Source organism: Phocaeicola barnesiae DSM 18169 = JCM 13652 (assembly GCF_000374585.1).
Classification (GTDB): domain Bacteria; phylum Bacteroidota; class Bacteroidia; order Bacteroidales; family Bacteroidaceae; genus Phocaeicola; species Phocaeicola barnesiae.
Window position 1 is genome coordinate 47,917 of sequence record NZ_KB894644.1, and the last position, 12,507, is coordinate 60,423.

The 12,507-nt window shown below is 45.4% G+C and carries 14 protein-coding genes; 7 read left to right on the forward strand and 7 right to left on the reverse strand.

Annotated features, from left to right (window positions below; translation table 11 throughout):
• Positions 1–189: 189 nt before the first annotated feature.
• On the reverse strand, positions 190–1,149 hold the full coding sequence (locus tag C510_RS0102470; protein ID WP_025892191.1) for a LysR family transcriptional regulator: 960 nt from the start codon (positions 1,147–1,149) through the stop codon (positions 190–192).
• Positions 1,150–1,246: 97 nt separating this feature from the next.
• Between C510_RS0102470 and C510_RS0102475 the strand changes: the two genes are divergently transcribed.
• Both C510_RS0102475 and trxA read left to right on the forward strand, forming a co-directional pair.
• Positions 1,247–1,483, forward strand: a complete 237-nt coding sequence (locus tag C510_RS0102475) for a hypothetical protein (RefSeq protein WP_018709758.1) — start codon at positions 1,247–1,249, stop codon at positions 1,481–1,483.
• Positions 1,484–1,513: 30 nt separating this feature from the next.
• Positions 1,514–1,876: a thioredoxin gene (gene trxA / locus C510_RS0102480; RefSeq protein ID WP_018709759.1), complete on the forward strand. Its 363-nt coding sequence runs from the start codon at positions 1,514–1,516 to the stop codon at positions 1,874–1,876.
• 82 nt (positions 1,877–1,958) lie between these two features.
• Here the strand turns inward: trxA and C510_RS0102485 are convergent, their stop codons facing one another.
• Positions 1,959–2,390, reverse strand: a complete 432-nt coding sequence (locus C510_RS0102485; RefSeq protein WP_025892190.1) for a Fur family transcriptional regulator — start codon at positions 2,388–2,390, stop codon at positions 1,959–1,961.
• A 150-nt stretch (positions 2,391–2,540) separates the two neighbouring features.
• Entirely contained in the window at positions 2,541–2,978 is a 438-nt protein-coding gene (locus tag C510_RS0102490; protein ID WP_018709761.1) for an Hsp20/alpha crystallin family protein, read from the reverse strand.
• Positions 2,979–3,347: 369 nt separating this feature from the next.
• Between C510_RS0102490 and ric the strand changes: the two genes are divergently transcribed.
• Positions 3,348–4,079 carry an iron-sulfur cluster repair di-iron protein gene (gene ric / locus C510_RS0102495; RefSeq protein WP_018709762.1) on the forward strand — a complete coding sequence of 244 codons (732 nt, stop codon included), beginning with the start codon at positions 3,348–3,350 and terminating at the stop codon, positions 4,077–4,079.
• Positions 4,080–4,150: 71 nt separating this feature from the next.
• Here the strand turns inward: ric and C510_RS0102500 are convergent, their stop codons facing one another.
• On the reverse strand, positions 4,151–5,725 hold the full coding sequence (locus C510_RS0102500; RefSeq protein WP_018709763.1) for an Rne/Rng family ribonuclease: 1,575 nt from the start codon (positions 5,723–5,725) through the stop codon (positions 4,151–4,153).
• A gap of 249 nt (positions 5,726–5,974) precedes the next feature.
• Positions 5,975–6,250: an HU family DNA-binding protein gene (locus C510_RS0102505; RefSeq protein WP_018709764.1), complete on the reverse strand. Its 276-nt coding sequence runs from the start codon at positions 6,248–6,250 to the stop codon at positions 5,975–5,977.
• A 179-nt stretch (positions 6,251–6,429) separates the two neighbouring features.
• Here C510_RS0102505 and mutY point away from each other — a divergent pair, with 179 nt between their 5' ends.
• From mutY to C510_RS0102525, 4 genes are read left to right on the forward strand one after another with little or no spacing between them, the layout of a single operon-like run.
• Entirely contained in the window at positions 6,430–7,488 is a 1,059-nt protein-coding gene (gene mutY / locus C510_RS0102510; protein ID WP_018709765.1) for an A/G-specific adenine glycosylase, read from the forward strand.
• 4 nt (positions 7,489–7,492) lie between these two features.
• The gene (locus tag C510_RS0102515) at positions 7,493–7,933 is read left to right on the forward strand and encodes a single-stranded DNA-binding protein (protein ID WP_018709766.1); all 441 of its coding nucleotides are present in this window, start codon (positions 7,493–7,495) and stop codon (positions 7,931–7,933) included.
• 30 nt (positions 7,934–7,963) lie between these two features.
• A complete protein-coding gene (gene gldE / locus C510_RS0102520) occupies positions 7,964–9,334 on the forward strand; it encodes a gliding motility-associated protein GldE (protein ID WP_018709767.1) in 1,371 nt (456 codons plus the stop codon).
• Between the two features lie 2 nt (positions 9,335–9,336).
• Positions 9,337–9,975, forward strand: a complete 639-nt coding sequence (locus tag C510_RS0102525) for a 4'-phosphopantetheinyl transferase family protein (protein WP_018709768.1) — start codon at positions 9,337–9,339, stop codon at positions 9,973–9,975.
• 12 nt (positions 9,976–9,987) lie between these two features.
• Here the strand turns inward: C510_RS0102525 and C510_RS0102530 are convergent, their stop codons facing one another.
• Both C510_RS0102530 and C510_RS0102535 read right to left on the reverse strand, forming a co-directional pair.
• Positions 9,988–11,775 carry a two-component system sensor histidine kinase PhoR gene (locus tag C510_RS0102530; RefSeq protein ID WP_018709769.1) on the reverse strand — a complete coding sequence of 596 codons (1,788 nt, stop codon included), beginning with the start codon at positions 11,773–11,775 and terminating at the stop codon, positions 9,988–9,990.
• Between the two features lie 17 nt (positions 11,776–11,792).
• Complete coding sequence (locus C510_RS0102535; RefSeq protein ID WP_025892189.1) at positions 11,793–12,476, reverse strand: two-component system response regulator PhoB; 684 nt, start codon at positions 12,474–12,476, stop codon at positions 11,793–11,795.
• Positions 12,477–12,507: the final 31 nt, after the last annotated feature.

A 12,507-nucleotide genomic window follows, 5' to 3' on the forward strand; every position in this document is an offset into this window, starting at 1 on the left:
ACTGAATAGTCGTTGTTTCGTATTATATATCGTTTTTCTGCAGTCGTTGTTTACGTTCTTAATCCCCCGGATTTACGTTCCTGCAAGGCAGAACCTATGTCTTTCGTCGGAAGACCGTAGGTTCTGCGGATGGAGAGCAGTCTGTTCTTCTGCAGGTGACAAGGATTATTCGCAGGGGCGAGGGGAAATTTATCCGTTCTTGTCGGTATTCAGCGGGGTACTCCGCAACCGGATGGGGCGTTTGCTGGCTCTTTCTTCCCACATGTGTGCAGGAAGAATGGCTTTCAGGGTATCGAGAACAGCATTGACAGCCCGCTCACGGATGAAATCATCTTTAATCAGCAGGGAGACACAACGCTGTGCCGGTGGGTTGGTCTGTAGCGGCAGAACATTCTTTTTCTGGCTGTCTGTCAGGAAACCGATGTGCAGTTCCGGAATGATGGTATAACCTCCGTTCCGGTCGACGATACGTATCAGGGTTTCGATGCTGCCGGCTTCGTAGATGTGGTTTCCGATTTCCTTGTTCTTGCAGAAGTTGAGCGAACCGTTCGGTACGCAGTGCCCTTCTTTCAGAATCCACATCTGTTCGGCTGGCAGATTGTCGGTGGTAATCGCCCGGCAAGTCTGGTCACATTTCTCAGAGAAATAGGCTACAAAACGTTCGGTATAGACCGGTATCTCCAGCAGGTTTTTGGAATCTTCCGGAGGCGTAGTCAGTACGATATCCAGATTCCCGTACTCCAGTTCCTGAATCAGGGCCTTGTTGGCCCGTTCGTCGATGAAGAGACTGACGCCCGGATAAGTTTTCCGGAAATGATGGATGAAGTCCGGAACCAGGTACGGGGCGATGGTGGGCAGTACACCGATACGCAGGCTGCCGGTCATACTGCCGGTTTCGTCGGCCACCAGCTCTTTGATGCGTTGGGTCTCGTTCAGGGCTATCTGTGCCTGACGGATAATCTTTTCGCCGATGGGGGTGGGGGTGATGTTCTTCCGGTCGCGGTTGAATACTTTTACATCGAGTTCTTCTTCCAGTTTCTGAATCATGGCGCTCAGGGTAGGCTGAGTAACTCCGCATGCCTCGGCTGCCAGTACAAAGTGGCGGTACTTGTCCAGTGCCACGATATATTCCATTTGTTGCAGATTCATACCTTGATAGATTTTATCTATACGAAGATAGGAAAAATCTGTTGTACAACCCATCGGTTGGTACTACTTTTGTATCAGAAACCTAAAAACAGAAGCTATGGGTAATTTGTTGAATAATTGGGATATCTCCAGATGGATACGTCTAGTATCGGGAGTAGGGGTTACCTCTTACGGTTTGTATGCAGGCGATTATTTCCTGCTTATGCTGGGAATCTTATTTGCCGGATTGGCTGTCCTGAATAAAGGATGCTGTTGCGGCGGATGCAGTACTACTACAGAAACAAAGGCTATCTATAAGGATTTTGTAAAGCCTTATCAAGATAAAAAGAATTAAACAATAACATTAAAAAAGACATAGAAGATTATGAAAGCAACTCATTTGACCAAAGCGGATTTCTTGACTAAAGTAGCAAATTATGAAACCAACCCCAACGAATGGAAATTCTTGGGCGAACGTCCGGCACTGATTGATTTCTACGCTACCTGGTGTGGACCGTGCAAGATGCTGGCTCCTGTACTGGACGAACTGGCAGGCGAATATGAAGGCAAAGTGGACATCTATAAGATTGATGTGGATGCTGAAGAGGAATTGGCAGCCCTGTTTGGAATCCGTAGTGTTCCTTCGCTGCTGTTCGTTCCGATGGCAGGCGCTCCGCAGATGGCACAGGGGGCCATGCCTAAGTATGCGCTGAAAGACGCTATCCAGAAGGTACTGTTGAATGCATGATAGAACGGCTTCCGGTTTTCAGGACCGGAAGTCAACAAGAAAGACCGGTGAACTTGTGACAAGGGCATCCGGTCTTTTTTTGTCACTGTTTCCGGCTTTTTCGGGCGCATTCACTACAGATGCCTTTTACTACATAACTGACTTTTTTGGCAACGAATCCCTCCGGTAGTCGGATGGGAGGAATGCTGTCTTTATCCAGACAGTAAGTCTTCTGGCAGTGTTCGCAGTAAAAGTGACAATGTGCTTCTTCATTCAGGCAATGACCATGGTTGTGACAAAGACAGTATTTGTGTGATCCGCTTCCATCGTCTACTCCATGAATAAGATGGTGTTCATGGAAAAGTGTCAGTGTACGGAAGATGACCGACTTGTCTATGCTGGGAAGTAAATCTTCCAGGTTGCCTAAACTGAATGTATCGGTCAGTCCGGCAATGGTTCCGTAGATGAGCAATCGGGTGGCAGTAGGGCGGATACCTACTTCTTCAAGTATGATGCTGTATTGTTCTGTATGCATGGCACGCAAGGTTGGAAATTCTGATATGCAAAGGTAAATATCTGTTTCTGCAATTGGGTTGTAAATGTTTCCTTTTATTTGCGCTACAGCAAAAAAAAATCCCCCTGCACGATGCAGAGGGATTTCCGGATAGGTTATCAATGATGAAAATTAATGGATTTCAATCTGACGGCTTACTTTAGCCTTTTCTTCCGGTTGGCGTTTCGGCAGATCGATTGTCAGTACACCTTCAGAAACACTGGCACTGATATTGTCTTTTTCTACATCTTCCGGCAGGATGAGTGCCTGCTGGAATTTGGTATAAGAAAATTCGCGGCGCAAGTATTTCTTGTTTTCTTTGTCTTCTTCCTGATTTTCATTCTTCTTTTCCATCGTGATGACCAATTCGTTGTCTTCACTCAAATGGATGTTGAAATCATCTTTGGTCATACCTGGAGCAGCCACTTCTACCTTGTAGTCTTTTTCGCTCTCAATTACATTGATAGCCGGAGCGGTAGCATTAGTCTTTACCATCCAGTTGTTGTCGAAGAAATCATTGAAGATGCTTGGTAACCAATTCTGATTGTTGTATTTTCTAACAGGTATCATAGTAAAACCTCCTATTGATTAAATTATTATTTTCAATTTTAATTCCTTTGAGCCCCCCGCCTTTCGGTGGTCGGTTCGCTTAAGAATCTGCAAAGTATGTGCCTTCAGCCACACTGCCGCATGAAAGCGGCAGGCCGTTTAAACTTGTGCAAACCTTTTTAAAGGACAACCGGAGGTTTTTAAGGTATGTGAACCCAAATTTTCATTATCTGCCTCGGTTCTAGTGACAGAATGACAAAATACGGGACTTTCTGTCAGACTGTATATTTTTGGAGGATTGTAACATACGTGACAGAATATGTGGGTGGATTTACCGAACTTTGCATCATCGGAAAAAGAAAGTATCACTTATAAAAGACATATCGCTTTATGGAAAAGAAACAATGGAATGAGAATTGGGAGGTTGGTCAGATTGTAGCCACTGATTATGCGACAGCACGTGTATTTGCCGGTTACGGCATTGACTTCTGCTGTCACGGTGAGGTAGCGTTGGAAAAGGCTTGTGAGCAGGCCGGTGTCTCTGTAGCTGAGGTGCTGAAGGCACTGGATGCCCTTGAACCGAATAAGGAGGTTGCCGGTGGGTTTGCTGCCTGGCCGCTGGACCTGCTGATAGATTATGTCTTGAAAATCCATCACCGCTACATCCGTCGTCAAGGTCCGGCGACGCTGGCGCTGCTGGAGAAAGTGGAGGCTGTGCATGTAGAGGCACATCCGGAACTGCATGAGCTGCATGCGTTGTTTGTAGAATCGCTGCAGGAACTGGAAATGCATTTGCAGAAAGAGGAGAATGTATTGTTCCCTTACCTGCTGGAACTGTTCGACGCTTCCGAACAGGGCCGCTACATCGAACAGATGCATTGCGGAACGGTAGCGAATCCGATTCGGGTGATGCGGATGGAACACGAGGGCGAAGGAAACCGTTATCACCGTATCGCTGAACTGACCAACGGATTTACAGCTCCGGCAGACGGATGCAACAGCTATCGCCTGCTGATGCAGGAACTTGAAGACTTTGTACGTCACCTGTATGAGCACATTCACCTGGAAAACAACCTGATTTTTCCGATGGCGGTAGAGCTGGAAGAAAAGTGGGTGAGATAATAACCTCTGTCGTAGAAACAAAAAAAATGACTGTATGTCCTGATTTCAGGTTCATACAGTCATTTTTTTTATCATTTGATTTCGAACTCTTCCTTCATGTCGATTTCCTCGCCGAATACGTCGTAGAACTTGTATTGGAGGAAAGCCAGGTTCTGGTTCGGAATCACCTTGATACCGAATCCGTATTTCATCTGCCATTTCCGTTTCAGGGAAACGATTCCCTGATTGACATAAGCGGCTACATACGGATGTATATGCAAGGTAAATCTCTTCATCTTTAACTTGTTGACCAGGTAGTCAATCTTACTTTCCAGTGTATCTGTAAAAAGGATGGAAGGTTTAATCTTCCCTTTCCCGAAACAGGTCGGACAATCTTCATCGGTTGTGACGTCCATGGCCGGTCGTACCCGTTGGCGGGTAATCTGCATCAGACCGAATTTACTGAGTGGCAATATGTTATGCTTGGCACGGTCTTTCTGCATGTTTTGGCACATGCGTTCGTAAAGCTTCTGGCGGTTCTCAGCCAGGTTCATGTCGATGAAGTCCACTACGATGATACCTCCCATATCACGCAGGCGGAGCTGTCTGGCCAGCTCGTCGGCAGCACCTAAATTCACATCCAGCGCGTTGGCTTCCTGTCCGTTGCTTGCTTTGGAACGGTTTCCACTGTTCACATCGACCACATGCAGCGCTTCTGTGTGTTCGATGATGAGATAAGCACCGCTTTTGTAGGAAACGGTTTTCCCGAACGAGGATTTGATCTGTTTGGTGATACCGAAATTGTCGAAGATGGGAAGCTGACCCTTGTAGAACTTGACAATCTCCGTCCGTTCGGGAGCTATCAGTGCCACGTAATCTTTTACTTCGTTGTAAACGGTCGTATCGTTTACATAAATATTTTCATAAGAGGGGTTGAACAGGTCGCGCAGCATGGCTACTGTACGGCTGGTTTCCTCGTAGACCAATGAAGGCAGTTTGGTGGCCTTCTGTACTTTGGTGATGGTCTCTTCCCAATGTTTCAACAGGACTTTAAGCTCTGCGTCGAGTTCGGCGACCCGTTTCCCTTCGGCTACGGTGCGTACGATGACGCCGAAATTTTTCGGCTTGATACTCTGTAGCAGTTGTTTCAGACGGGCACGCTCTTCACTGGACTTGATTTTCTGGGAAACCGAAACCTTGTCATTGAAAGGTATCAGGACCAGATAACGTCCGGCAAATGAAAGTTCGCACGTCAGACGCGGTCCTTTGGTGGAGATGGGTTCCTTGACAATCTGTACGATGACCTCCTGTCCCTGCTGGAGCACATTCGAGATGGTGCCGTCCTTTTCGATGTCGGGAAGCATGGAAGCTTTCGAGATAGGATAGAGCTTTTTACGGTCGCTTAAAACCTGTTTCAGATACTTCTGATAAGAATGAAACTGTGGGCCTAAGTCTAAGTAATGAAGAAAAGCGTCTTTCTCGAAGCCTACATCTACGAAGCAGGCATTGAGTCCGGGCATCAGTTTTCTGACTTTGCCCACGTACATGTTCCCTACAGCGAACGAAAGGTTCCGTTCCTCTTTCTGAAATTCCACGAGATTCTTGTCTTCCAACAAGGCGATGGAGATTTCTTTGGGCTGTACATCTACTACTAATTCGCTTGTCACTTGTTACTTGTATGTTTAGACGTTTGGTTTATTCTTTTTATACCTCAATTTACAGAAAGAACAAACTTGGAAGACCATACAGTATCGCAAGTTTGTTCTTTCTAAAGTCAGACAGACTATTTATTTTTTGCTTTTATGTCTGTTCTTTCTCAATCTTTTTTTACGCTTGTGAGTAGACATTTTATGTCTTTTTCTTTTCTTTCCGCTTGGCATAGCTTCAAAATTTTATAGGGTTAATACTAATGTTAATTATTTTTTTACTGAAAGAGTAAAAGTTTTCGCTGGCTTGAAGGCCGGAATATTGTGTTCCGGGATAATGATTGTAGTATTCTTAGAGATGTTGCGTGCGGTCTTCTGCGCTCTCTTCTTTACAATAAAACTACCGAAACCTCTCAGGTAAACGTTTTCGTCATTCGACAAAGATTCCTTCACTGAATCCATAAAAGCCTCAACGGTAGTCAACACGGTCTGCTTGTCGATACCCGTATTCTTGGCTATTTCGTTTACGATATCTGCTTTAGTCATTTCACTGTTGGATTATAGTTATACGTTGTCTTAATTTTTTGGATTGCAAATATATACCTTTTCTTGTTTTTATAGAAATATATTCGCTATAAATTTTAGAAAAAGTGTGTTCGACACCTGTAAAAACCCTATTTTTGCGGAAAATTTGCTAGTTTGAAGTTCAAAGAAATAGAATTTTTATGAATCGGTTCGCTGAAAAATTGATTACATGGTACGAGGTGAATCAACGTAATTTGCCGTGGCGTGAGACGAAAGACCCTTATAAAATATGGATATCCGAAATCATTCTGCAACAGACCCGTGTGGCCCAGGGATATGACTACTATTGTCGTTTTATCCAACGGTTTCCGGATGTGTTTTCTTTGGCTGAGGCAGATGAGGATGAAGTGATGAAATACTGGCAAGGATTGGGGTACTATTCGCGGGCACGCAATCTGCACGCGGCTGCCCGTTCCATAGCAGGGATGGGAAAATTCCCGGAAACCTATGAGGAGGTCCGGAAACTGAAGGGGGTAGGCGATTATACGGCCGCCGCCATCTGTTCGTTTGCCTATGACTTGCCGTGTGCGGTAGTAGATGGAAACGTGTATCGGGTACTGTCGCGCTGGATGGGGATAGACGAACCGATAGACAGTACGAAGGGAAAGAAACTCTTTGCCGGATTGGCGGATGAATTGTTGGATAAGAAGCGTCCTGCGCTTTATAACCAGGCAATTATGGATTTTGGAGCGATACAGTGTGTCCCGTCTTCACCTTCGTGCCTGTTTTGTCCGTTGAACGACAGTTGTGTGGCACTGCAGACCGGAAAGGTGGATGCCCTTCCCTGTAAGCAGCATAAAACAAAAGTGATTCCCCGTTATTTTCATTATATATATGTACGTGCGGGAGAATATACTTATCTCCGGAAGAGACCGGCAGGTGATATCTGGCAGAACTTGTATGAATTTCCGTTGATTGAGACTTCGGAAGCGATGGAAGAGGAAAAATTATTCGCTTCGGATGATTTTTCTGCATTGTTGCAGGGAAATCCGATAAAAAACGTGCGTTTGATAGAGAAGAACGTGAAACATGTCTTGTCTCATCGGGTAATTCATGCCAATTGTTACGAGGTGACGCTGGAAGCCGATGGCTGTGAACTTCCAGGTTACCTGCGGGTCCGGGTCGATGATTTGCACAAATTTCCGGTGTCACGCTTGGTATCTCGTTTTTTTTCTCTAATTTTGAACCAAAATCGTTAGAATCATGTCATTGAATAAAGTACAGTTGATAGGTAATGTAGGGAGAGACCCCGAAGTACGTTACCTGGACAGCGGTGTAGCGGTAGCCACATTTCCTTTGGCTACTACCGACCGTGGATATACATTGGCCAATGGTACGCAGGTGCCTGAACGTACCGAATGGCACAACATCGTCTTGTGGAGAGGGCTTGCCGAAGTGGCAGAGAAATATGTCCGCAAGGGCGATAAACTTTACATAGAAGGAAAAATCAGAAGCCGTTCGTATGACGACCAGAATGGGGTGAAACGGTATGTGGTGGAAATCTTCGGCGATAATATGGAGATGCTGACCCGTGCGGTACAGCAACCTGCCGGTCAGCCGGTCGCTCCACAGCCGGCAGCAACTCAGCCGTCTGCTGCCCAGCCCCAGCCTGCAACATCCGAATCGGACGATTTGCCTTTTTAAGAAACACATGTTTAACTAAAATCATTTTCCTTGGACCCGGACTCGTATTTATGCCGCTTGGCGGATTTATGTGACGGAGTAACCGTCATGTCTCCTTCTATGGGGGCCATCATTGCATTGTGTTTGGTAGTAGTTCTGCTTTACGCTTCTGGATTTGTGTCTGCTTCGGAGATTGCTTTCTTTTCACTTTCTCCGTCTGACCTTAATTCCATCGAGGAGGAAGAACATCGTTCCGATAAGAAAATCAAAGCGTTGCTGAATGATTCGGAACGGTTGTTGGCTACCATCCTTATTTCAAATAATTTTGTGAATGTGACCATTATCATGCTCTGTAACTACTTCTTCGAAGAAGTGGTTGATTTTGGCTCTGCACAGATTCTGGAATTTCTGGTCATTACTGTCCTGCTTACTTTCTTGCTGTTGCTTTTCGGTGAGATTATGCCAAAAATCTTTTCAGCCCAGCACACGCTGGCTTTCTGTAGGAAGTCGGCGCCGGTCATTTATGTACTGCGCTCTGTTTTCCGCCCTGTTTCTTCATTATTGATGAAGTCTGGTTTCATTGTCAACAAATTGGCTCAACGGAAAAAGAAAGTTTCCAATATTTCCGTCGATGAGTTGTCTCATGCTTTGGAACTGACCGATAAGAATGAAATATCAGAGGAAAGCAACATGCTGGAAGGAATCATCCGTTTCGGTGGCGAGACAGCCAAAGAGGTGATGACTTCCCGACTGGATATGGTTGACCTGCCGATAGATACTACGTATCCGGATGTATTGAAGTGTATCGTAGAGAATGCGTATTCCCGTATTCCGGTATATGAAGATTCACGCGACAATATCAAAGGTATTCTTTATATCAAGGACTTGTTGCCATATCTGGATAAAGGACCCGATTTCAAATGGCAGAACCTTATCCGACCGGCATTCTTTGTTCCGGAAACTAAAATGATAGATGACCTGCTTCGGGATTTCCAGACCAATAAAGTGCATATCGCCATTGTGGTCGATGAATTTGGAGGTACTTCCGGTATGATTACCATGGAAGACATCATTGAGGAGATAGTAGGTGAAATCAATGATGAATATGATGATGAGGAACGGATGTATGTACGCTTGTCTGAGAATACTTACGTGTTTGAGGCCAAGACACTGCTGTCTGACTTCTATAAAATTATGAAGATTGATCCGGATGACTTCTCCGAAGCTGCCGGAGATGCTGATACGCTTGCGGGTCTGTTGCTGGAACTGAAAGGTGAGTTCCCTGCTTTGCATGAGGTGCTTACGTATGGAGATTATCGTTTCGAAGTATTGGAGATGGACGCACGCCGTATCTTGAAGATAAAGGTTATTGTAGTTCCTGTGGAATCGCTTCCGGTGGTAGAAGCAAAGAAAGAACCGTAATCATGCCTCTTTGGAAACAATGGTCGGCCGGAGGAGCCGTATGGGGAATCTGGAAAGTCACTGAATCGCCTTCAGAGCTTCGTGCTATGCTGGTGGAGCAGTTACCTTATGAGACTGAACTTGGCTCCTTGAAATCACCTTCTCGTAAACTGGAATATCTGGTGGTACGTGTGCTGCTGAAGGCTTTGGCAGGTGAGGAGTTTGACATTGCTCATTTACCGTCGGGGCAGCCTTATCTGAAACATGATTCTCGACGGATTACCATTTCACATACCAAGGGATATGTTGCTGTGGGAATTCATCCTTCCGCTTTGCCGGGTATCGATATCGAACAGGTAGCGGAAAGGGTGTTGAAAGTGACTTCCCGTTTCATCAGGTCCGATGAGTTTCCCGAAAAGGAACAACTTCCTGCTGAACTTCAGTTGAAAGGAGCTTTATTGCATTGGTCGGGAAAAGAAACGCTGTTCAAATTATTGGAAACTGACGGAGTTGATTTCCTGTCACATTTACAGATTTTCCCATTCGTGCCTCAAGAGTCCGGTACGATGGTGGCCCGAGAGTATCGGACCGGCACGGACCAACGTTTTATCTTATCATATCTGGTTACTTCTGATTTTGTCTGCACATGGGGAGTGAAATGAGGAAACCCTGTTTCAGGCTTCCTTATGCTTCTGAAGGGTGAAGATAAATTCCAGTCCTCCTTGTGGAGCTTTTTTGGCGAAGATGGTTCCTCCATGGAACAGAACAGCGTTCTTCACAATGGCCAGTCCCAATCCTGTACCTCCTAATTTGCGGGAACGTCCCTTGTCGACTCGGTAGAAGCGTTCGAACAAGCGGTTCAAATGGGTCTCCGCTACTCCGACTCCGTTGTCTGAGTAACTGAAATAATAGTATTTGTCATCTTCGCGGAAACAGTTGATGGTAATCTGTACTCCGGTTCCGGCATAGGCAATGGTATTGTCGGTCAGGTTTCGGAAGATGGAATAGACCAGTGAGTGGTTTCCCACCAGTATCAGGCGTGGAGGTAATAGGTTGATGACACGAATCTGTTTTTCTTCGAGTCCTAAAGCTACCTCGTTCAGCATGTCCTTTACGATCTTGCTGAGGTCAATGCTTTCCCGTTCCACCATATCAGGAGCTTCGTCCATACGGGTCAGTACGGAAATATCCCGAAGTAGTGTTGTCAACCGGTTGCTCTGTGCATAACTTCTTTCCAGGAAGGTATGCATGTTCTCCGGTGAAATATTCGGATTGCTGAGTATGGTTTCCAGGTATCCCTGAATACTGCTGACCGGGGTCTTCAGTTCGTGAGCAATATTTTGAGTCAATTGACGTTTCAGTCGCGCCTGTTCTTCTTCCTGGGTTACATCGTTGATGGAAATTTCAAAAGAAAGGTCTTGAAACAGGATGCATTCCAAAGAAAAGACTCTTCCGTTCTTGCTGATATGCAAGGATGTCCGCTTTTCCTCCTTGCTGTAATTGCTTTGATTCTTTTGCAGGAAATCAACAAACGGCTTGATTTCCGGAATAGAGAATATGTCGTTGGTCGAACGCAGATTCTGGTCGGATATGTTATTGAAATATTGGGTAAACAAGTCGTTTACCAGAATTTCTTTCCGTTCTTGGGTAAAGACCCCTAACCCTTCATGAGAGGTGCGCAAGTGAGATATCAATTTTTCGCGTTCGATATAAAGGGCTTCTTTGGCTCTATGTAGTCTTTTATAGATTTTAATGATGTGCTGTGAGATTTCCCCCAGCTCATTTTTGGGGAAAGTCTGTAGAATCTCCATGTCTATCGGTTCGTTCCGGTCTGCTTTCATGGCAAACTGTTGCAGCTTGGTGATGGACATTCCCAGCTTGTTGGTGAAACGGTAGAAGATGACTGCCAGTATCAGACTGACCACTAAGGTAAACCAGATGTAGTTGGAATCGGCTTTCAGATGCTCGGTCAGACTGAGGTTGTAAGGAAGGGCAGAACGGATAATCAGCCGATGGGAGGGGAAATAATGGGCCGAATAGAAATATTCCTCCCCTTGAATACTTTCCGAACGGCGGCTGATGGCATAGCCGCTTCCTTGCATCAAGGCATTCTGTATCTCTTTTCGGGAAGCATGGTTGGGAAATTGTTCCCACTTGTCGCTGGAATTGTCATAGATGACTTTTCCGTCCGGTTGGATGATGGTGACACGTAAGTTGGGAATCAAGTGTCTTTCCACATATTTCTGAAGCGAATCCATGTCCAGTCTTCCGCTGTCAGTCAGATAGTCATACAACTGGATGTTGTAATTCTGTAGCTGGGTATTGAGCAGTTCTGTCTTGAATGACTTTTCCCGTTGGTATTGGAAAATCATGAAACATACGGCAAAAGCGATGAACAGCAGAATGACAGAGATGAACAGCCGTTGGCTGAACGACAGGATGCGGAAGGTCAGTTTGGTCATGGTACAGTTCTCCTTCTTTATTCACATTCGAAACAGTAGCCATATCCCAGGCGGGTAACGATGTACTTTCCGTAATTGCCGATTTTCTTACGCAGACGGGTGATGTTGACATCGATGGTACGGTCGAGTACATAGACTTCATCGTGCCATACCTTGGTAAGGATGTCTTCGCGGGAGAATACACGTCCCTGATTCTGCAAGAGAAGCAGCAGAATTTCAAATTCCTTTTTGGTAAGCGGAACTTCGGTATCATCGATGGTAACCTTCTTCTTGGGAATATCGATGACTAATCCTCTGTATTGTAGTTGTTCGGGCTCTTTCTGTACAGTGCTGGTGCGGCGGAGAACAGCTTTTACCCGCACGATGACTTCACGCAGTGAAAACGGTTTGGAGATATAATCGTCTGCTCCCAGATTAAAGCCGGTGACAGTGTCGTTCTCTGTATCTTTGGCTGTAATGAAAATAATGGGGATTCCTGCCGTATCTTTGTTCTTCTTCAGCATGCTGGCCATCTTGAACCCGGATATTTCACCCATCATGACATCCAGTAACAACAGATTGTAGGAGGTCAGGTCCAACTTCAACGCTTCTTCTGCCGAGTTGGCCGTATCTACTGTATAGCCTTCCATCTCCAGATTGAATTTCAGAATCTCGCACAGATCTTCTTCATCATCTACCACTAAAATACGATAATCATTCATACTCATCCTTTTTATTAGTTACAAAAGTAAC

What these genes read in the sequence shown, in the direction of transcription:
- C510_RS0102475 (WP_018709758.1), top strand. Translation starts at nt 1,247, where the DNA reads ATGGGTAATTTGTTGAATAATTGGGATATCTCCAGATGGATACGTCTA.
- C510_RS0102485 (WP_025892190.1), bottom strand. Translation starts at nt 2,390, where the DNA reads ATGCATACAGAACAATACAGCATCATACTTGAAGAAGTAGGTATCCGC.
- C510_RS0102535 (WP_025892189.1), bottom strand. Translation starts at nt 12,476, where the DNA reads ATGAATGATTATCGTATTTTAGTGGTAGATGATGAAGAAGATCTGTGC.
- C510_RS0102470 (WP_025892191.1), bottom strand. Translation starts at nt 1,149, where the DNA reads ATGAATCTGCAACAAATGGAATATATCGTGGCACTGGACAAGTACCGC.
- ric (WP_018709762.1), top strand. Translation starts at nt 3,348, where the DNA reads ATGGAAAAGAAACAATGGAATGAGAATTGGGAGGTTGGTCAGATTGTA.
- mutY (WP_018709765.1), top strand. Translation starts at nt 6,430, where the DNA reads ATGAATCGGTTCGCTGAAAAATTGATTACATGGTACGAGGTGAATCAA.
- C510_RS0102515 (WP_018709766.1), top strand. Translation starts at nt 7,493, where the DNA reads ATGTCATTGAATAAAGTACAGTTGATAGGTAATGTAGGGAGAGACCCC.
- C510_RS0102530 (WP_018709769.1), bottom strand. Translation starts at nt 11,775, where the DNA reads ATGACCAAACTGACCTTCCGCATCCTGTCGTTCAGCCAACGGCTGTTC.
- C510_RS0102490 (WP_018709761.1), bottom strand. Translation starts at nt 2,978, where the DNA reads ATGATACCTGTTAGAAAATACAACAATCAGAATTGGTTACCAAGCATC.
- C510_RS0102505 (WP_018709764.1), bottom strand. Translation starts at nt 6,250, where the DNA reads ATGACTAAAGCAGATATCGTAAACGAAATAGCCAAGAATACGGGTATC.
- C510_RS0102525 (WP_018709768.1), top strand. Translation starts at nt 9,337, where the DNA reads ATGCCTCTTTGGAAACAATGGTCGGCCGGAGGAGCCGTATGGGGAATC.
- trxA (WP_018709759.1), top strand. Translation starts at nt 1,514, where the DNA reads ATGAAAGCAACTCATTTGACCAAAGCGGATTTCTTGACTAAAGTAGCA.